This window comes from Rhizobacter fulvus (assembly GCF_964020785.1).
In genome coordinates this window covers 3,163,955-3,183,489 of record NZ_OZ224516.1, presented here as the reverse complement: position 1 = coordinate 3,183,489, position 19,535 = coordinate 3,163,955, and the positions used below count along the sequence as shown (strand labels likewise).

Annotated in this window: 16 protein-coding genes; 10 read left to right on the top strand and 6 right to left on the bottom strand. The window is 69.5% G+C overall.

The annotated features are described in order from the left end of the window. The first annotated feature begins 2 nt into the window (after nt 1-2). Genes ACWH49_RS15215 through ACWH49_RS15180 form a run of 8 tightly spaced genes read left to right on the top strand, consistent with a single transcriptional unit; the run spans nt 3 to nt 8,712 of the window. Nucleotides 3-587, top strand: a complete 585-nt coding sequence (locus ACWH49_RS15215; protein WP_448172210.1) for a dTDP-4-dehydrorhamnose 3,5-epimerase family protein — start codon at nt 3-5, stop codon at nt 585-587. Beyond that, nucleotides 577-1,920 (top strand): DUF4910 domain-containing protein, encoded by a 1,344-nt coding sequence (locus ACWH49_RS15210; protein ID WP_448172209.1) that lies wholly within the window; start codon nt 577-579, stop codon nt 1,918-1,920. Before ACWH49_RS15215 ends, ACWH49_RS15210 begins: the two co-directional genes overlap by 11 nt. After that, on the top strand, nt 1,917-2,693 hold the full coding sequence (locus ACWH49_RS15205) for a sugar phosphate nucleotidyltransferase (RefSeq protein WP_448172208.1): 777 nt from the start codon (nt 1,917-1,919) through the stop codon (nt 2,691-2,693). Before ACWH49_RS15210 ends, ACWH49_RS15205 begins: the two co-directional genes overlap by 4 nt. A gap of 14 nt (nt 2,694-2,707) precedes the next feature. Further along, nucleotides 2,708-3,358, top strand: a complete 651-nt coding sequence (locus tag ACWH49_RS15200) for a PIG-L deacetylase family protein (protein WP_448172207.1) — start codon at nt 2,708-2,710, stop codon at nt 3,356-3,358. 1 nt (nt 3,359) lies between these two features. Next, nucleotides 3,360-4,121 (top strand): SDR family NAD(P)-dependent oxidoreductase, encoded by a 762-nt coding sequence (locus ACWH49_RS15195; RefSeq protein ID WP_448172206.1) that lies wholly within the window; start codon nt 3,360-3,362, stop codon nt 4,119-4,121. Nucleotides 4,122-4,151: 30 nt separating this feature from the next. Then, nucleotides 4,152-5,261, top strand: coding sequence for a polysaccharide biosynthesis/export family protein (locus ACWH49_RS15190; protein WP_448174357.1), 1,110 nt, complete (start codon nt 4,152-4,154; stop codon nt 5,259-5,261). Beyond that, the gene (locus ACWH49_RS15185) at nt 5,258-7,426 is read left to right on the top strand and encodes a GNVR domain-containing protein (protein ID WP_448172205.1); all 2,169 of its coding nucleotides are present in this window, start codon (nt 5,258-5,260) and stop codon (nt 7,424-7,426) included. Before ACWH49_RS15190 ends, ACWH49_RS15185 begins: the two co-directional genes overlap by 4 nt. After that, complete coding sequence (locus ACWH49_RS15180) at nt 7,423-8,712, top strand: oligosaccharide flippase family protein (protein WP_448172204.1); 1,290 nt, start codon at nt 7,423-7,425, stop codon at nt 8,710-8,712. Before ACWH49_RS15185 ends, ACWH49_RS15180 begins: the two co-directional genes overlap by 4 nt. Nucleotides 8,713-9,881: 1,169 nt before the next feature. Here ACWH49_RS15180 and ACWH49_RS15175 read toward each other — a convergent pair. Genes ACWH49_RS15175 through ACWH49_RS15165 form a run of 3 tightly spaced genes read right to left on the bottom strand, consistent with a single transcriptional unit; the run spans nt 9,882 to nt 12,938 of the window. Beyond that, a complete protein-coding gene (locus tag ACWH49_RS15175; protein ID WP_448172203.1) occupies nt 9,882-11,138 on the bottom strand; it encodes a glycosyltransferase in 1,257 nt (418 codons plus the stop codon). A 6-nt stretch (nt 11,139-11,144) separates the two neighbouring features. Next, complete coding sequence (locus tag ACWH49_RS15170) at nt 11,145-12,290, bottom strand: glycosyltransferase family 4 protein (protein WP_448172202.1); 1,146 nt, start codon at nt 12,288-12,290, stop codon at nt 11,145-11,147. A 21-nt stretch (nt 12,291-12,311) separates the two neighbouring features. Beyond that, entirely contained in the window at nt 12,312-12,938 is a 627-nt protein-coding gene (locus ACWH49_RS15165) for a sugar transferase (protein WP_448172201.1), read from the bottom strand. A 500-nt stretch (nt 12,939-13,438) separates the two neighbouring features. On the opposite strand from ACWH49_RS15165, the gene ACWH49_RS15160 reads away from it, so the two are divergent. Next, nucleotides 13,439-15,007, top strand: coding sequence for a glycosyl hydrolase family 28-related protein (locus ACWH49_RS15160; protein WP_448172200.1), 1,569 nt, complete (start codon nt 13,439-13,441; stop codon nt 15,005-15,007). A gap of 7 nt (nt 15,008-15,014) precedes the next feature. On the opposite strand, the gene ACWH49_RS15155 is transcribed toward ACWH49_RS15160, so the two are convergent. The 3 genes from ACWH49_RS15155 to ACWH49_RS15145 are packed head-to-tail and all read right to left on the bottom strand — an operon-like array spanning nt 15,015 to nt 17,973. Continuing rightward, on the bottom strand, nt 15,015-16,511 hold the full coding sequence (locus ACWH49_RS15155; RefSeq protein WP_448172199.1) for a tripartite tricarboxylate transporter permease: 1,497 nt from the start codon (nt 16,509-16,511) through the stop codon (nt 15,015-15,017). Nucleotides 16,512-16,518: 7 nt separating this feature from the next. Continuing rightward, nucleotides 16,519-17,001, bottom strand: a complete 483-nt coding sequence (locus ACWH49_RS15150; protein ID WP_448172198.1) for a tripartite tricarboxylate transporter TctB family protein — start codon at nt 16,999-17,001, stop codon at nt 16,519-16,521. A 9-nt stretch (nt 17,002-17,010) separates the two neighbouring features. Continuing rightward, entirely contained in the window at nt 17,011-17,973 is a 963-nt protein-coding gene (locus ACWH49_RS15145) for a tripartite tricarboxylate transporter substrate binding protein (RefSeq protein WP_235580301.1), read from the bottom strand. 150 nt (nt 17,974-18,123) lie between these two features. Here ACWH49_RS15145 and ACWH49_RS15140 point away from each other — a divergent pair, with 150 nt between their 5' ends. Beyond that, nucleotides 18,124-19,479, top strand: a complete 1,356-nt coding sequence (locus ACWH49_RS15140) for an MATE family efflux transporter (RefSeq protein ID WP_448172197.1) — start codon at nt 18,124-18,126, stop codon at nt 19,477-19,479. The last annotated feature ends 56 nt before the right edge of the window (nt 19,480-19,535 follow it).

Here is a 19,535-nt window from a genome sequence, read left to right as displayed (position 1 = left end):
TCGTGAAGATCACCCCACTCGCCCTCGACGGCGTCCACCTGGTCGAGATCGAACCGATCCGCGACGAACGCGGCTTCTTCGCACGCGCATGGTGCAGGGACGAGTTCGCACAGGCCGGGCTCGACTTTGATGTCGCGCAGGCCAGCGTCTCGTTCAACGCGCTGGCCGGCACGGTCAGGGGCCTTCATTTCGCGTGGCCCCCGGCGCGGGAGGCCAAGCTCGTGCGCTGCACGCGCGGGCGTGTCCACGACGTGCTCGTCGACCTGCGGCCGCACTCGCCGCAGTTCCTGCAGCACCTGAGCGTGGTGCTCGACGCCGGGCAGCACAACGCCCTGCACGTGCCGCCGGGCGTGGCCCACGGTTTCCAGTCCCTGGTGGACGACACCGAGGTGCTGTACCTGATGAGCGAGGCCTACCGGCCCGAACTCGCGTCGGGCGCACGTTTCGACGACCCGCGATTCGGCGTGGCCTGGCCGCTGGACGTCACGTGCATCTCGGCGGCCGACCGTCAGCGCGCGGCCTTCGACGAGGGGGCCCATGTCGGCCTGTTCGGAGCCCATGCACGGGCAGATCGCCATGTTGCTTGACGCGCTGCGGCGCCCCGACGCCCTGGCCGACGTCGCCCGCGAGGCTGTCGCGTTGATGCGCGAGCTGTTCCCCCTGTGCCGCAGCATCACCGGCGACGGGGTGCGGCGCACGCTCGACCTCGTGAACGCGTGGGCACCGCTGCAGCGAAGCGAAGTGCCGAGCGGCACGCCGGTGTTCGACTGGAACGTGCCGGCCGAATGGAACATCGTCGACGCCTACGTCGCCGACACCTCCGGCCGCCGGCTGATCGACTTCCAGGCGCACACGCTGCACATCGTCAGCTACTCCACGCCGGTGCGCGCGCGCATGACGCGCGCCGAGCTCGAGCCGCACCTGCATTCGCTGCCCGAGCATCCCGACCGCATCCCCTACCGCACGAGCTACTACCGCGAGAGCTGGGGCTTCTGCCTGCGCGACGTCGACCGGCAGCGCCTGGGCGACGGCCCGTTCGACGTGGTGGTCGACAGCACCCTCGCGCCGGGCCACCTGAGCTACGGCGAGTGCGTGGTCCCCGGGGAGGCCAGCGACGAAGCGCTGATCTACACGCACGTCTGCCATCCCTCGTTGGCGAACGACAACCTCACCGGCATCGCGGTCGCCGCCGCGCTGGCCCGCGCCCTGCGGGCCGAGCAGCCACGGCTGACCTGGCGCTTCGTGTTCGCGCCCGGCACCATCGGATCGCTCACCTGGCTGGCGCGCAACGAAGCGCTGCTGCCACACCTGCGCAGCGGTCTCGTGATCGGCCTGCTCGGCGACAGCGGCGCGCTGACCTACAAGCGCAGCCGACGCGGCGATGCGCTGATCGATCGCGCCGCCGACCTGCTCGTGCCCGGTGCCGGCGGGCGGCAGATCGACTTCGACCCGTACGGCTACGACGAGCGCCAGTTCTGTTCGCCGGGGTTCGACCTGCCGGTCGGGCGGCTCACACGCACACCGAACGGCCGCTATGACGAGTACCACTCATCCGCCGACGACATGACGCTGGTCAAGCCGGCGGCGATCGAAGGCGCGCTCGCCGTCCTGATCGACCTGATCGCCGTCATCGACGCGAACCGCCGCTGGCAGAACCTGTCCCCGAACGGCGAGCCCCGCCTGGGCAAGCGCGGCCTATATGGCGCGGTCGGCGGCACCGGTCCCAGCGAGCGCGAACGCGCGCTGCTGTGGCTGTTGAACCAGTCGGATGGCCGCCACGACCTGGTCTCGATCGCGCGCAAATCCGGTTCGCCGCTCGCGGCGCTGATCCACGGCGCGCAGGCCCTCCAGGCGGCCGGTCTGCTGGCGCCGCTCGAGGACAGCGTCGCCGGCGCTTTCCATCCAGGAACATCCCCATGAAAGTGGTCCTCTTTTGCGGTGGCCAGGGCACACGCCTGCGCGAGTATTCGGATGCGATCCCGAAGCCGCTGGTCCAGATCGGCGCCCGGCCGATCGTCTGGCACCTGATGCGCTACTACGCGCACTACGGGCACACCGAGTTCATCCTGGCCCTGGGCTACAAAGGCCAGGCCATCCGCGACTACTTCCTGGACTACGACGAGTGCCAGTCGAACGACTTCGTGCTCACTGGCGGCAAGACGGCGCAGGCCCTGACCAGCGACCTCCAGGACTGGCGCATCACCTTCATCGACACCGGCCTGCAGTCGAACATCGGCGAGCGTTTGAAGCGGATCCGCCCGCACCTGCATGGCGACCCCGAGTTCCTCGCGAATTACGCCGACGGCCTGAGCGACCTGCCGCTCGATCGGCACATCGCCGACTTCCGCGCGCGCGGCGTGGTGGCCTCGTTCGCGGCGGTGGCCTCGCCGCAAAGCTTCCACGGCGTGCATGCCGACGACAACGGTCTGGTGACGTCATTCGGTCGCGTCGCCGACAGCGACTTCTGGATCAACGCCGGCTTCTTCTGCCTGCGGCAGGAGATCTTCGACGTGCTGCACGACGGCGACGAACTGGTCGAGCAGCCGTTCCAGCGCCTGATCGAGCGCCGCCAGCTCGGCGTGTACCGCCACCGCGGGTTCTGGCAGGCCATGGACACGTTCAAGGACAAGATGTCCTTCGACAGCATGGACGAGCGCGAGCAATGTCCGTGGATGGTCTGGAAGAAGCGTTGAGCGCGACGACGACCATGTTGTCCTTCGACTTCCGGCCGGCCGGCCGACCGCTGCATGTGCTGTGCCTCGGCGCGCACAGCGACGACATCGAGATCGGCTGTGCCGGCACGCTGATGCGCTGGGCCGCCGAGCGGTGCCCGCTGGTCGTCACCTGGGTCGTGTTCATCGCCGAGGGTGTGCGGGCCACCGAGGCGCGGCGCAGCGCGCGCGCGCTGCTCGGCCGCGGCGCCGCGCTCGAGGTCGTGCTGGGTGGCTTCACCGACGCGCGCCTGCCCCAGCAGGTCGACGGCGCGAAGGATCTGCTGTCCCAGCTGGCGCGCCGCTGTTCGCCGGACGTGATCCTGACCCACCACCTCGAGGACCGGCACCAGGATCACCGCTGCGTCGCCGAGCTGACGTGGCAGACCTGGCGCAACCACGCGATCCTCGAATACGAGATCGCCAAGTACGAAGGCGACCTCGGTCGACCCAACCTCTACGTGCCGCTGGCCGACGCGGTCGCCGAACGCAAGCTGCGGCACCTGGCGCGCCATTTCCCGTCGCAAGGTGGCAAGGACTGGTTTCGGCCCGCAAGCTTCCGCGGGCTGATGGCCCTGCGCGGCCTCGAATGCCGAGCGCCAACCGGCATGGCGGAAGCCTTCCACCTGCGCAAGGCCGTGATCTGACATGGGCCCCCGCACTGACACGGCAGGCACGACCGCTGCGGTCCGGCAGCTCGCGCTGGTCACCGGCAGCGCCGGCGGCCTCGGCCGCGCGCTGTGCGACGAGCTGTGCGACGGCGGCTTCACGGTGCTGCGTTTGGCACGCCGTGCCGACCATGCGCAGGGCGTCGCGATCGACCTGAGCGATCCGGTCGCAAGCGCGGCCACGCTGGCGCGCTGCCTCGCGCCCTTCGATCTCGCGGCACTCGAGCAGTTCTTGTTCGTCAGCAACGCCGCCACGATCGAACCGCTGGGGCCGGTCGAGCAGTCCCCCGTCGACGCGCTGGCGCGCAGCCTGCATGTCAATCTGGTGTCGCCGGTCGCGCTGATCGCGACGGCGCTGCAGATGCTCGCGTCCTCGCCAGCGCGCAAGGTGCTGGTCAACGTGACGAGCGGCAGCGCGCTTTCGGCCCGCGCCGGCGTCGCGCTCTACAGCGCCGCCAAGGCCGGCATGGAGCACTTCGTGCGCTGCCTGGCGGCGGAACAGGCGCACGCCGTGTCGCCCTTCGTGGTCGTGAACGCCGACCCCGGCGCGATGGACACCGCGATGCAGGCGACCCTGCGCGGCGCCGAACCGCATGCCTTTCCGGACGCGGCGCACTTCGCCGCGCGGCATGCACGCGGCGAGCTCGCGGACCCGCAGGCCGTCGCGGCCGCGATCGTCCGCCTGGCGCTGTCGGACACGCTGGTATCCGGCACGCGGCGGCACGTCCGCGACCCCTTGTGATTGTTTGAGAGGACCCCTCCCGTGCACACCATGCCCCCGGCCCGCCCCAGGCCGTATTTCAGGCTCCTGTTCGTTCACCTGCTCGCCGCGATGCTGGCCGCCTGCGCCCACGCGCCCGGCATGACGCTCGATGCCGGCTCCGACGATCTGAAGGCGCGCGCGAACCTCCAGTCGATCGACACGCCGACGCTGAGGCAACTGCAGACCGATCGCCGCACCCGACTGGCCGACGAGGCCGCCGCGCTGCCGGCCGCCTTCAGGTCTTCGACGGCGCGCTACGACTATCTCGTCGCGCCGCAGGACGTGCTGCGCATCACGGTGTGGAACCAGCCCGAATTGACCAATCCGGCGAACACGACCACCGAACTCTCGGGCCGCGTGGTCAATTCGGACGGTTCGATGTTCTTCCCGTATGTCGGCAAGTTCCAGGCCGCCGGCCTGGCCGTGCAGGACATCCGCGCCCTGCTCGTCAAGGGGCTGTCGCGCGTCATCAAGTCGCCCCAGGTCGACGTTTCGGTGCTGCAGTACCGCGGCCAGCGCGTGTACGTGTCCGGCGAGGTCCGGACGCCGGGCGCGGTGCCGGTGACGGACGTGCCGCCCGATCTCGCCGACGTGATCGCGCGGTCGGGAGGCAGCACCGCGGAAGCCGATCTGTCGGCGGTGACGATCACGCGCGGCGCCGCCACGCTGCGCGTGAACCTGCAGGCGCTCTACTACAACGGCGACGGACGCGCGAACCTGCGGCTGCAGAACGGCGACATCGTCAACGTGCCCGAGCGCCGCTTCGCGCGCGTCTTCGTGACCGGTGAAGTGCTGCGCCAGGCGGCGCTGCCGATGCCGCGCGGCGACATGACGCTGGCCGATGCGCTGGCGGACGCGGGCGGCGTCAACCCGCTGTCCGCGAACGCCGGCCAGGTCTTCGTGATCCGGGCGAGCACCGATCCGAAGCCGTTCGTCTATCACCTGAACGCTGCGGCGCCCGACGCGCTGCTGCTGGCCGACCAGTTCGTGCTGCAGGCCCGCGACGTGGTGTACGTGGACACGGCGCCGGTGGTGCGCTGGTCCCGCCTGATCAACAACGTCCTCCCGTCCGCCAGCTTCCTGCGCGACACGTGGACCGACAACCGGATCACCCGATGAGCGCCCCCTACGCAATCGAACGCCGAGCCGTCAACCGCCTCCCGCCCGCCCCGCCGCCGGGCGATGCCTTCGGCGTGCGCGCCGCGGCCGACGCGGTGCTGCAGCACAGCCGGCTCGCCCTCGGCGTGTTCCTGGCGGTGCTGACCCTGGCCGTTCTCTACCTCGTGCTCGCCGCGCCGGTCTTCCGGGCCGATACGGTGATCGAGATCAGCGGTCAGCTGCGCAGCCCGCTGCTTCCGAGCCTGGCCAATGCCGAACGTGGCGCGCCCGCCATGCAGACCCCGGTCATCAGCGGCGAGATGGAAGTGCTGCGGTCCAGGGAGGTGCTGCTGCCCGTCATCTTCGCGAGCGGCGCCGACATTGAACTGTCGAACGGGAAGCGCTTCGGCTTCCTGCCGATCGGAACCCGGCACGGGTTCACGGCGATCACCTTTCACGTGCCGGACTCGCAACGCGGGATCGCCTTCTCGCTGACGGTCGCCGCCGGACGGTGGGAACTGTTCGATGCGGCCGACGCGAAGGTGGCGTCGGGACGGGTCGGCGAGGCCGGCCGCTTCGCGCTGGACGGACAGCCGGCAGAATTGCGGATCGACGGCCCATCCGACGCACCGGCCACGCAGTTCGGCCTGCGCGCCCATCACCCGCTCAAGGCGTACGAAGAGGTGCTGGAGCGCCTGAAGATGTTCGAGCCGTCACGCGAATCGAATGTCGTTCGGCTCAGCTACGAAGACACCGATCCGGCGCGTGCCGCCGCCGTGCTGAACGGTCTGGTCAACCGCTACCTCGAGGAGTCGGTCGGCCGCCGCAGCCGCGACAGCGAGAAGGCGCTCGGCTTCCTCGAGGCTCAGCTGGCCAAGCTGAAGCGCCGCGTCAGCGCCGCCGAGGACGCCCTCCGCGTCCAGCAGGGCCGCGGCTCGGCCACGCCGTTCGCCGCCGAGGCCGAATCCACGCTGCGTCAGCGCAGCGACCTGGAACGCCAGAGCGTGGAACTGCGCATCAAGCAACAGCAGCTGGCGCAGACGCTGACGCCGCAGCACCCCGAGATGGCCGCGGTGACGGCCCAATTGGCCACGGTGCAGCGGGCGCTCGATCGCCTGCAGGACAACCTGCGCCAGTTCCCCGAGCAGCAGCGCGAACTGCTGCCGCTGCAGCGCGAACTGCAGATCAGCACCCAGCTCTACCTGGCGATGCTGACGCACGTTCAGCAGCTCCGCCTCGACGGTGCCAGCGGCTTCATCAGCGTCCGTCAATTGGACGCAGCGGTCGAGCCGTTCGAGCCGGTGCGGCCGCGCGCGGCCGCCGTGCTGTCGATCGGCGCCGGTGTCGGCCTGTTGCTCGCGTTGCTGGCGGTCGTCACGGTCCGTTCGCTGCAGCCCACCGTGTCCGACCTGCACGAGTACGAGAGCCTCACGAGCCCGGCCACCGTCGGCGTGATCGCGCAGAGCGAGGCGCAGCTTCGCCTGATGAGCAGCCGCGTGAAGGACGGCGAGGCGATCGAGGAACTCGGCACCCACCGCCTGCTGGTGCGGGCCGCCCCCGACGACCCGGCCGTCGAGGGCCTGCGCTCGGTCCACCTGTCGCTGATGCTGCGCACGCGCAGCAGCGAATGCCGGGTCGTGACGATCACTGCACCCTCGTCCGGCACCGGCAAGGCCTTCATCGCCGCCAACCTGGCGGCTCTGATGGCCGAGGGCGGCAAGCGCGTGCTGTTGATCGACAGCGACATGCGCAACCCGGGCGTCCACGACCTGATCGGCCTGGACCAGCATGCCGCGGGGCTGGCCGATCTGCTGGGGGGCCAGCGCTCGCTCGACCAGGTGATCCATCCGCATGCGGCGCTGCCGATGGATGTGATCCTGCAGGGCACACCGACGAACAACCCCGGCGGCATCCTGCTGTCCCCCGCACTCGCAGAGACACTGGCCACGCTGCGCGAACGCTACGACGACATCGTCATCAACGCGGCACCGCTGCTGCCGTCGAGCGACGCGCTGTCAGTCGGGCGCCTGTCCGATGTCGTGCTGCTGGTCGTGCGCGCCGAACAGAGCCTGCTGCGCGAGACCCGGATGGCGCAGCGGCGGCTGGAGCAGGCGGGCATCCGGCTCGAGGGCATCCTGGTCAACGGGGTCAAGCGCCATCGCCTGAACGGGCCTCGCTTGACATGACGCTTGCGGCTTCCGCAACGGCGCGCGACTCCGGACGCCGCGACGCGGCGCGCAACATGGCCTGGCTGCTCGGCGACAAGTCGCTCGCGCTGCTGATCGGCCTGGGCGTGCAAGGCCTGATCGCGCGCCACCTGGGGCCGGTCGGATCGGGCCACTTCGCCTATGCCGCCGCGCTGTTGCAGGTGGGCCTGGGCCTCAGCCTGGTATGCGCCGGCGTCGCACTGCTGCCCCGGTTCTGCCGCATGCAGGCGGCCTTTCCAGGCGCGATCGCCAACATCTTCGCGCTGCGTTTCCTGGCCAGCCTGATCGCGATGGCGGCGATGATGCTGTTCTGCGGGGTGATGGTCGGCGATCCGCAACGTCGGCAGGTGTCGATGATCCTGCTGCTGGCCGTGCCGCTGATCGAGCCCTTCTACGTGATTGCGACGTACTGGCTCAGCCGCAACCACAACCGCCCGACCGTGGTGGCCCGCTCCTGCGGCCTGGTGCTGCGCGCGATCACTGTGGTGGTCTGCGTCTACCTCGGCGCCCCCGTCTGGGCCATCGCGGGGGCGTGGGTGCTCGAGTCCGCGGTCAATGCATCGTTGCAGGCCTACCAGGCACGCAAGGCTTTCCCGAACCGGCGCTTCGCGCGCTTCGTGCGCTGGTCGCGGATGGGACGCTACTTCAGCTTCGGGATCCGGTTCGTGTCGGCCTTGTGGCTCTCGCAGCTGTTCCTGCGTCTGGACCGGCTGGTGCTCGCGAACTGGATGGAGCCGCTCGAATTCGGCCTGTATGCCGCGCCGATGCAGTTGGTGGAGGTCTGGACCCAGGTCGCTTACCTCGTCGGCACCTCGATCGGCACGGCCTACCTGTACCGGCAGATGCGCGAGCGCACCGCCGTGAACGCATTCCTCACCGCCGTGGCAGCGATGACGGCCATCGGTCTCGTCGGCCTGCTGGGGGCCTGGCTGCTCGGCCCGACCGTGTTGCGCGTCGTCTATGGCGCCGGGTTCGACATGAGCGCGCCGTACCTGCTGGCGGGCGCCGGTTTCGCGACGCTGCTGTTCGCCGATCAGGCGATCGACATGCTGATCACCGGTCTCGACCTGCCGCGCCTGCTGGCCGCGAAGTGGCTGATCGCGGTCGTCGTCGCCGTGGCCGTGTTCTTCGCCGGCTTCCCCCGCTTCGGGGCGTTCGTCGGGCCGATCGGCATGTCGTGCGGCGTGGTGGCGGGTTGGCTCGGCCTGCTGGTGCCGCTCGCCCGGTCCGTCAACGGCGGCCGCGACGCCGCGAGCACCCCGTGATGCGCGCCGACGCCGCCCCGGCGATCGCGCGTCCCGCTCCGTCCGGCGCGGCAACCCGGCGCGGGGCCGACCTGTGGTGGCTCCAGCCGAGCGCCATCGTGCTGCTCGTCATCGCGCCCGTCTACCTCGCGATCATGAGCTACGACTTCGCCGGGGTCGTGCAGAACGTCTACGTGCCCGGTCCGCTGTACGGCTTCGGCCTGGTCCTGATCCTGGCCATCGCGGTCGGCGCGCAATGGGCGTTGTCGGTGCGCCGCGAGGGCCCGGTGCTGACCCCGCCGCTCGTCTCGAAGACGGCGATGATGGTGCTGCTGGTGCCGACCCTGTGCGCCTACGCGCTCTGGTTCGGCCCGCTGCTCGGCCAGCCGCAGCTGCTGTGGGAGGTGGCCACCGGCCTGCGGCGGGAGATTCGCGACTCGGTGTCCACCGTCCCTGGCGTCACGACATTCACCCAGTTCGGTGTCGCCTACGCCATTGCCTTCGGCATCAAGTGCGGCGCCGGCATGCAGCGGGTCGACAAGGTCGAGCGCCTCGGCTTCGCGCTGATCGTGATGCTGGCGGTCTTCCGCGGCTTCGCGTGGGCGGAGCGGCTCGCGGTCATCGAGGTGCTGGTGTGCTACGCCGTCGCGCGCCTGGCCTACCTGCCGATCGCCAGCGCCCGGTCGTGGCGCCTGGCCGCGACGGCCCCGGCGATCGCGCCGTTCCTGCTGTACCTGGTGTTCACGGCGTCCGAGTGTGTCCGCTCGTGGGAGTTCTACAGCAAGCAGTACAGCTCGGTCTGGGCGTTCACGCTCGAGCGGCTGATCACGTACTACGCGACCGCCGTGAACAACGGCATCGGCATGCTGGTCGAAACGCCCGACTGGCCGCTGTACAGCGGCGCGTTCTCGCTGGATTGGGCGTACCTCATGCCGGGGCTCGGCCGGTTGCTCGAGTCGAGCTTCGGTTCACCGCAAGGCTTGTACAAGGACTTCCTGGAAATCTACGCCCGGCCCGAATTCAACAGCCCCACCGCCTACTTCCGCGTCATGCTGGACTGGGGCTACCTCGGCTCGATCGTGTACTTCGTGCTGGGCGGGTACCTGATCGGGCGGGCCTATGCCGGGTTTCGCCGTGGCCACCTGTTCGGCCTGCTCGGCTACCCGGTGTTCGTCCTGTTCCTGATCGAGTCACTTCGCTACAGCTACTTCGCGGAGTCCCGGGTGGTTCCCGCGCTGGGGGGCCTGATCCTTGTCGGCCTCGACATGCGGGAGTCTCGTCGCCATCAGGCCTTTCGCCAAGCCCCGACCTGACGGTTCGGCCAGCGCGACGACACGGGACACGCGCCGGTCCTCCAGGCCGTACAGACCCAGCAACCGGCTGCGAAAACTGCCGCTGCCGAAGCGCTCGCGCGCGTCGGTGCGCGCGGCGCGGGAGAAGCGGGCGCGCAGCGCCTCGTCCTGCACCAGGCGGCGGGTGCCGATCAGCATCGCGTCGGCGTTGTCGGACACGAAGCCGGTGATGCCCTGCCGCACCGCATCGCGGTTGCCGACCACGTTGGTGACGATGCACGGCACGCCGGCCGCCAGGGCTTGCAGGACCGACAGCGGCATCCCCTCCCAGCGCGAACATTGCACGTAGACCGTGGCGCAGGCCAGCAACTGCTGCACGGCCGCCGGGTCGAGCCAGCCGGTGACCTGGACGCCGGCCGCACGCAGCCGGGCCTCGTCCGCGGCGGTGCCGCTGCCGATCCAGACGAAGCGGCTCGGGATGTCGGCGACGCCGAAACGGATCGCCATCTGCGCAAAGCGCTCGGGCGCCTTCTGGTAGCAGATGCGCCCCATCGTCACGATCAGGGGCGGCGACGACGGTGCGGCCGCACGCAACTGGAAGAAGCCGTCCTCGACCGCGTTCTCCAGGACCCGGGCCGGCTTCGGCCCGAGGCGTCCGAGCAGTTCGGCCTCGCCGCGGCTGCACCCGACGGCCGTGAACGGCACCGCGCGGGCCGCCAGCCATTCGAGGGCCGTGAACGCCCCACCGAGCATCGGATAGCGACGGTTCAGGAACGACAGGCCGTGCGGCGAGTAGAAGACCCGCGGCGCGGGTTTCACGCCGCGCAACGCGAGGCGGCCGAGGAAGCCGGCCTTCGACGAATGAAGGTGGACAGCCGTGCCGGCGTGCGCCTCGAGCTGTCGGCGCAGTTCGCGGGCCAGGGCGCGGAAGTAGCGCGCATAGGCGCGACCGAGTGGCGGCAGCTCCACCAGCTCGAGCCGCGGGTCGAACTGGGCCCGCACATCGGACGGGGTATCGGGCCGGCGTGAGTACACCAGAACCTGGCGAACGCCGGCTTCCGCCAATTCGCGCGTGGCCTGCATCAGGAAATTCATCGTGCCGCTCGCCAGGCACTCGGTGACGTGGACGATTCGCGCGGGGGCTGTGGAGGTCATGGTGGGTCAGGTCGAAGGGAACGGGAGCCGCGCAGACCATTCGGTGGCGGGACGCAGTTGGCGCTCCAGCAAGTACTGCAACAGGATCCGCGCGTTTTCGGACCAGTTGTAGGACGCCAGGCGGCGCTGTCCGGCGTGCACCAGCGACTCCCGCAGTTCCGGACGGGCGGCCACGGTGGTCAGCAGATCGGCCAGCGAGCGCGGATCGCTGGCATCGAAATAGAAGGCGCCGTCGCCGCACACCTCCGGGATCGACGCGGCGCGCGCTGCCAGCACCGGACAGCCGTTGGCCATGGCCTCCACGGCGGGCAGGCCGAACCCTTCGTACAGCGACGGGAACACGAACCAGGCCGCATTGCGGTACAGCGCCGACAACTCGTCGTCCGGCACGAAACCCAGGAACTTGAAGCCGGCGGGCAGGATCGAGGCGTCGCGGAAGATGCCGATGTCCTTGGCCCCGGCAATCGCGACCGTCCACGGGCACGGCGCCAGCAACTGAACAGCCCGGCCGATGAGCCCGAAGTTCTTGTTCGGCTTGACGCTGCCGACGCCCAGAATGAACCTGCCGCGCTCGAGCCGGTGCTTGCGCAGGACCGCAGCGTCATCGGCAGCGAGCACCGCGTGCTCACCGCCCTCGCGGCCCACGAGGATCCCGCCGCGCGCGAGCCCGAACCAGCGCGCGAGTTCGTCGGCAGAGAATTCGGACACCGTCATCACCCGGTCGACCGTTCGGCCCAGAACGCTGACCATCGCGTTGTGGAACCAGCGGTAAGCCAGCGAGAAGGCCTGCGGCATGGCGCGCACGGTCGCGTCGTGCACGGTGATCAGCTGCTGCCGCTTGAGCAGGGGGCCGGAGTAGTTGAAATTGACCACGTAGCTGCCGCGCGAAAAGCGCCACAGTGACCACTGCTCCCACCGGTGGCTTCCGCGTCCCGGCAGCCGTACCTGCGGAATGACCTGCAGCGGCAGGGCGCTGGCGTCGTCCGGCACGGCAAGCACCACGTCGAGACGCGCGCCCAGCGAGTCGTCCGCGGCGAGCAGGCGATCGAGCGCGAGCACGGTTTCCGCGCCGTAGCGCTGGACACCCGTATGCACCTGGGCCAGGAAGCGGCCGTTCAGGACAATGCGCGGCCGACCCGCGTGCATGGCCATCTCGGGGAGTCCGGACCGGGATCAGTGCGCGCCGTCGCGGGTCAACAGCACCTTGACCGTACGCAGCACGATCCAGCTGTCGAAGATCGGGTTGCGCGACTCGACGTACTGCGAGTCGTACTCGACCCGCTCGCCATAGGTGGTGTTGTTGCGCCCGCTCACCTGCCACAGGCCGGTCAGGCCCGGTCTGACGGACAGGTAGTGGCGCTTCGAGGCGCCATAGCGGGAGAGTTCCTCGACGGTCACCGGCCGCGGGCCGACGAAGTGCATGTCGCCACGCAGGATGTTGAAGAGCTGCGGCAGCTCGTCCAGGCTGGTCTTGCGCAGGATCCGGCCGATCGGCGTCACGCGCGGGTCGTCGCGCAGCTTCTGGTCGCGCGCCCATTCCTCCCGGGCCGCTTCGCTGTCGCGCAACACGGCGTCCAGCACCTCCGCGGAGTTGCGCACCATCGTCCTGAACTTGAGGCACCGGAACAGCTCGCCACGCCGACCCACGCGGTAGTGACCGAACGTGAGGGGCGCGCCATCTTCGCGCCAGATGCGAAATGCGACATACAGGAACAGCGGCGACAACAGCAGGATGACGATCGCGGCAAGGGCCTGATTGAGCGCGGTGTAGGCCAGATCGATCGGGGAGCCCCCCGACATGACGCTCCGTCGAGCGGGCGTCACCCGGCGGGCAAGGAGCAACTGGGTCGATTCGGCCGGCATGACGGACGCCTGTCAGAGAGAGAGAGAGAGAGAGAGGGAGAGCGAAAAGTAGGTGAGTGGAAACACCGTTGCGCGGTCGCCTGGGAACGCGCAACCGAGTGAAACATGCGGGCCACCGCATCGCCACCCGCGATCCGGGGGGTCCGTTGCTCCTGGGCATGAACCGTGCCAGATTTTTACCCCCCTAGTTTGTAAATCGTTAGGGGCCGCACGACCGAAGCCCACTTGGTCGACCACGTCTTTGTTGACAACCGTGTTATTCGCGGTGGCGGTTCTGAGGCGCCGGCAATATCCCCTTACGGGTCGGAAAGGTGCCTGAACACAAGCTTCACGGCACCCACATCTCTTTCCCGGTCCCCGTCATGAGCTCCCTCTCTTCCTCCCCCGCATCGATTCGCAAAATCCAGCACCGCGGCCGTTGGCTCGTTCCCTTCGTGATGACCGCGCTGACCGCCTGCGGCGGCGCCGACGGCACGGCACCGGCCGCCGATGGCATGGAGCAGGCGCTCGCGCGCCGGATCAGGGCGACGCCGATCGGCACCGCCCCGGCCCCGGCCCCGGCGCCCGCGCCCGCGCCTATGCCAGCCCCTGCGCCGACGCCAAGCACCGCCAGCTGCAACGCGGCTGCCGCGCCGGCGAAGCCCGCCGACGCGCTCGACGTTCGCAACTTCGGCGCCATCCCGGACGACGGACGCGATGACACCGCCGCCATCCAGGCCGCGCTCGACGCCCTCAAGCCCGGCCAGTGGCTGGTCTTTCCGGCGGGCACCTACCTGCACTCGCAGCGCCTGAACGTGCGCGTGCCCGGTGCGGTGCTGTGGTCGGAAGGCGCGACCCTCAAGGCCACCAACGCGCAGGACCAGGCCGTCATGCTGTCCGCCGACGGCGCCAGCATCTACAACTTCACGCTGACCGCGGTCACCGGCTCGCGCCTCGGGGCACCGTGGCAGTCGCGCATCGCGATCTTCGACCGGGTCGACCGGACCTCGCACCTGGTGGGCAATGTCATTCGCGGCAATCACGTCATCAATGGCGGCGACTCCGGCACGGCACTGGCCAACAGCGCGTCGTCGGCGGGCATCTTCGTCTACCGTGCGGACGGCTTCCTCGTTGACGGCAACTTGGTGCGGCGCAGCCTGTCGGACGGCATCCACGTCACCGGCGGCTCGCGCAACGGCCGCGTGATCAACAACGTCGTCCGGGAAACCGGCGACGACATGATCGCGATGGTCTCGTACCTCAGGACGGGCGACTGGATGACCGAGACGGCCGCGTCGCTGTCGTCGACCTTCGCGGCCGATGTCGACCTGCAGCGCGTGCGCAACGTGCTGGTCTCGAACAACGACGTGGAAGGCCAGTACTGGGGCCGCGGGATCAGCGTCGTCGGCGGCGCCGACATCACGATCCGCAGCAACCGCATCGCGCGCACCACGCTCGCGGCCGGCGTGCTGATCGCCCGCGAAGCCAACTACGTGACCTGGGGCGTCTCGAACGTGCTGGTCCAGGGCAACACCATCAGCGACGTGCAGACCACCACGCCGCTCTACACCCCGGCGGGCTGGCCCACCACGGTCTCGCGCACGTATCACGGCGGGATCGAGATCCACGCCTTCATCTTCGACGACGAGCGCAAGGCGGACACGCTGGCGACGCAGCTGGCGGTGCGCGACGTGATGGTCGACGGCAATTCCGTGACCGGCACCCTGGCCGACGGCGTGCGCATCGGCGAAGGAACCGGCGTGTCGACGACCTACTCCGGCCTGCGCGCCGACGGCTCGTCCGTGTCGCGAACCGCCTCGGGCGGCGCCATCGGACGGGTGTCGTTGCGCTCGCTCGCCCTGTCGGCGACGGGCTACAAGCCGCTGGAGATCAAGACCCAGCCGACGACGACGATGAACGTGTATTGCGAAGCCCTGACCAGCCAGGGCGCACCGCTCACCGACGCCAGTTGTTTCGGCGCCGCGCCGATCGTCTCGGGCGCCGCGATGTCCTGCGGCGGCGCGTGAGCCGAGGTCAAGCCGGCCGCGGCTGAGCGCGGCCGCGCCGGCGCCGCAGCAGCGGCGACAGCCAAATCAGGATCGTCACCACGCCCAGCGTCGCGGCGATCGGCCGCTCGAAGAACGCCAACGCGTTGCCGTTGGATTTGATGAGCGACGACACCAGGTTCTCCTCCAGCATCCCGCCGAGCACGACACCGAGGATCAGCGGCGAGATCGGAAAGCCGTTCTGCTCGAGCAGGTAGGCGACCACGCCGGCAATCAGCATCACGCCGATGTCGAACGCGGTGTTGTTGATCGCGAACGCGCCGACCACGCAGAACAGCAGGATCACCGGCATCAGGATGTCGCGCGGCACCTTCAGGATGCGCTTGGCGACCTTGATGCACAGGTAGCCCAGCGGCAGCATGATCAGGTTCGCGATGATGAACAGCAGGAACACCGCGTAGATGTTCTGTGGGTTGGTCGTGAACAGCGTCGGTCCCGGGTTCATGTTCTTCATGTAGAGCACGCCGATCACGATCGCGGTGATCGAATCGCCCGGGATGCCGAACACCAGCGCCGGAATCCACGCGCCGGCCAGCGCACTGTTGTTGGCCGAACCGCTCTCGACGATGCCCTCGACGTGGCCGGTGCCGAACTTCTCCGGCTCCTTCGAGAAGCGCTTGCTCATCGCATACGACATCCAGGCCGCGATGTCGGCGCCCGCGCCGGGCAATGCCCCGACGATCGTGCCCAGCACGCTGCCGCGCAGGATCTGGGTCGGGTACTTCTTGGCCAGCGTCCACATGCCCTTGAAGACGTTGCCGACCTGCGCTTCGACGAGCAGCGCCGACGGCGAGGTGTCGACCACGAAGCGGATGATCTCCGAGACCGCGAACATCCCGATCATCAGCGGCACCAGGCCGACGCCGCCGAGGAGTTCGGTGCTGCCGAACGTGAAGCGCGGGAACGCCGCCGGGTTGTTCAGGCCGACGCTGGCGATCAGCAGACCGAAGAACAGGGTCACGAGGCCCTTCAACGGGCGGTCGCTCGAGATGAAGACCGCGCAGGTCAGCCCCATCAGCACCAGCCAGAAGTACTCGAAAGAGCTGAACTTGAGCGCGAACTCGGCCAGCGACGGCGCCGCGATCATCAGCACCGCGGTGCCGAACAGGCCGCCGACCGCCGAGAAGACCAGCCCGGCGCCGAGCGCGGTCTCGGCCAGGCCCTTGCGGGTCATCGCATAGGCCTCGTCGGTGTAGGCCGCGGAGGCCGGCGTGCCGGGCATGCGCAGCAGGCAGCCGGGGATGTCGCCGGAGAAGATCGCCATCGCCGTGGCGGTGACCATCGCCGCGATGGCCGGGATCGGCGCCATGAAGAAGGTCACCGGCACGAGCAGCGCGGTCGCCATCGTCGCGGTCAGGCCCGGCACCGCGCCGACGAACAGGCCGAACAGCGACGCCCCCAGCATCACGAGGATGGTGTACGGGTCGAACACCATCGCGAAGGCCTGCCCCCAGGCGCCACTCATCGGGAGGTCACCATGCGATGGGCTGCAGCACACCCCAGGGCAGGGGCACGCGCAGCAGTTTGTAGAAGCAGTAGTGGATCAGCAGCGTCATCACGAGCGCGACCGTGATCGCCAACACCGGCCGCACCCGCAGCACGAGCATCAGCGCCGCCAGGTAGATCCAGCCGGTGATGACGAAGCCGATGCGGTCGACGCCGAGCACGTACAGCAGGTTGATCGCCACCAGCACCGCGAAGCCGAGCAGCTGCGGGCGCGAGGCGAACCAGTCCGGCAGCACCACCCACGGCAGGCCGCCGGCCGCCGCGTTGGCGCGCAAGCCGTTGACGAACAGCAGCGCGCCGCACACGGCCAGACCCACGGCGAGCGCCTTCGGCAGCGCACCCGGGCCGACCGACTGGCCGGGGATCGCCGGGAAGCCTTGCGCGTGCACGAACAGCAGCCCGGCGAAAACCACCAGCGCAGCGCCCCAGAGCGCGTCGTTGAACTTCACGACGCGCGGCTACTTCGCGATGCCGACGGCCTTCATCGTCGCGCCGAGATCGGCATCGGACTTGGCCATGAACTTCGCGAAGTCGTCGGGGCCGCGATAGACGACGCCGAAGCCGCGGCTCGCCATGAACTCGGTGTACTCCTTGCTCGCCGCGATCTTCTTGATGGCGGCCACGAGCTTGTCGTTCGCCTCGGCCGGCAGGTTCTTCGGCGCCGCGATGCCACGCCAGGCGCCGAGCTTCCAGTCGCTGCCGGTGGCGGCCTTCAACGTCGGCACGTTCGGGTACAGCGTCGACGGCGTGTCGTTCATGATCGCCAGGCTCTTGACCTTGCCGGCGTCAATCAGCGAGCGCGCCTCGGGCAGCGAGCAGGGCACGATCTCGACGCCGCCGGCCACCAGATCCTGCAGCCCCGGCGCGGCGCCGTTCGACGGCACCCACGGCACCGAGGTCGGATCGACCTTCAGGTCCTTCAGCATGCCGGCGATCGCGAGCTGCCAGATCCCGCCCTGCCCGGTGCCCGAGGCCTTGAACTTGCCGGGGTTGGCCTTGATTGCGGCGATCAAGTCGTTGGCCGTCTTGTACGGCGCATCGGCCCGCACCTGCAGCCCGGCCGGGTCGAAGTTGACGAGACCGATCGGCGTGTACGAGGCGCCCGACAACTCGGTCAGGCCCTGCCAATGCATCATCGCGATCTCGACCGTGATCAAGCCGATCGTGTAGCCGTCCGGCGCGGCGGCCGCGATGGCCTGGTGCCCGACGACACCGCTGCCGCCGGTGCGATTCACGACGTTGATCGGCTGCCCCAGCTCCTTCTCGAGCAGCGAGCCGATGATTCGGGCGGTCGCGTCGGTCCCGCCGCCGGCGCCCCACGGCACGATCAGCGTGACGGGCCGCTCCGGCCAGGCCGCGTGCGCCACGGCACTGAACAGGCCGAGCGTGAAAGCCGCGACAGCGCCGAGAAGGATGGGCATGGGCTTCTTCTGCATGAATGCGTCTCCGGGAGGTTCGATGGAAGAACCGGTGGACTGTGCGTGCTCGGTGCCGAGCGCGCCACCGGGCCGACCCTAACCGCGGACTCGGGAGTGCGCCATCATCGCGGGCTGTCCTTCCGTCCCTTCCCGATGACCCCGTCTGCCCGATTCATTCGCGAGAGCCGCTCGCTGCTGCGCCTCGCGAGCCCGATCATCCTGTCGCAGATCGCGCAGATCCTCGTCGGCTTCCTCGACACCGTGATGTCGGGCCATGCCGGCGCGGCCGAGCAGGCGGTCGTCGCGATCGGCGTCGCACTCTGGATCCCGATGTTCGTCGGCCTGTCGAGCACGGTGCAGGCGGTCTCGCCGATCATCGCCCACCACGTGGGCGCGCGCGACCACGCGGCCGTGGTGCGCGACGCGCGCGAGGGCATCTGGCTGGCCGCGCTGTTCGGCCTCGCGCCGCTGCTGCTCGTGCCGTTCGCCCCGGCGGTGCTGACCTTCGCGGGCATCGAGCCCCACCTCGCGGAACGCACCACGGTGTTCCTGTGGGGCATCGGCCTGGGCATGCCGGCTGCGCTGGTCTACCGGTCGCTGGCGTTCTACTCGTCGAGCATCAACCAGACGACGCCGATCATGGTGCTGTCGTTCGTCGCCCTCGGCGTCAATGCGCTGCTCAACTGGGTCTTGATTTACGGCCATTTCGGGATGCCGGCCATGGGCGGCGCCGGCTGCGGCTGGGCGACCGGCATCGGCATGTGGGTCGGCCTGCTGTTGCTGTTCTTCTGGACGCGCCGGGCCGCGGCCTACAAGCCGTACTACCTGTGGCGCGACTGGGCGCTGCCGACCCGCGCGGCGCAATTGCGCCTGTTGCGGCTGGGCGTGCCGATGGGGACCACCGGGTTCGCGGAGGTCGCGGCGTTCTCCAGCATCGCGGTGCTGGTCGGCCGCTTTGGCGAGGTGCAGATCGCGGCGCACCAGATCGCGCTGAACTTTGCCGCGATGGTGTTCATGCTGCCGATGGGCCTGTCGGCGGCGATCACGATCCGCGTCGGCCAGTCGCTCGGCGCGCGCGACCCGGTCGGCGCCCAACGGGTCGCGTGGATCGGCATTGCGCTCGGACTCGTGATCGCGGCGCTCGCGATCGTGCCGATCATCCTGCTGCGGCACCAGATCGCGGCGGTCTACAGTGCCGACGCGGCGGTGCGCGCGCTCGCGGCCACGCTGCTGCTGTTCGCAGCGTTCTGGCAGCTGTTCGACGCGACCCAGGTCTGCGCGATCGGCGCGCTGCGCGGCTACAAGATCACGCTGATGCCGATGGTGCTGATGCTGGTCGCGTTCTGGGCGGTCGGCGTGCCTATCGGCACCTGGCTCGGGTACCACGGCCTGGACGGCGAGCCGATGCGCGTCTTCGGGTTCTGGATCGGGCTGGTGATCGGCCTGGTGCTGGTGTCGGTCGGTCTGGCAATCGGCCTGCGCCGCGCCGCCGAGGACGCGCTGCGCTGAAGCCGGCAGTCACGGCGCAAAAATTTTTGCGTGTGGCGGTGTAACCCGATGCCCGG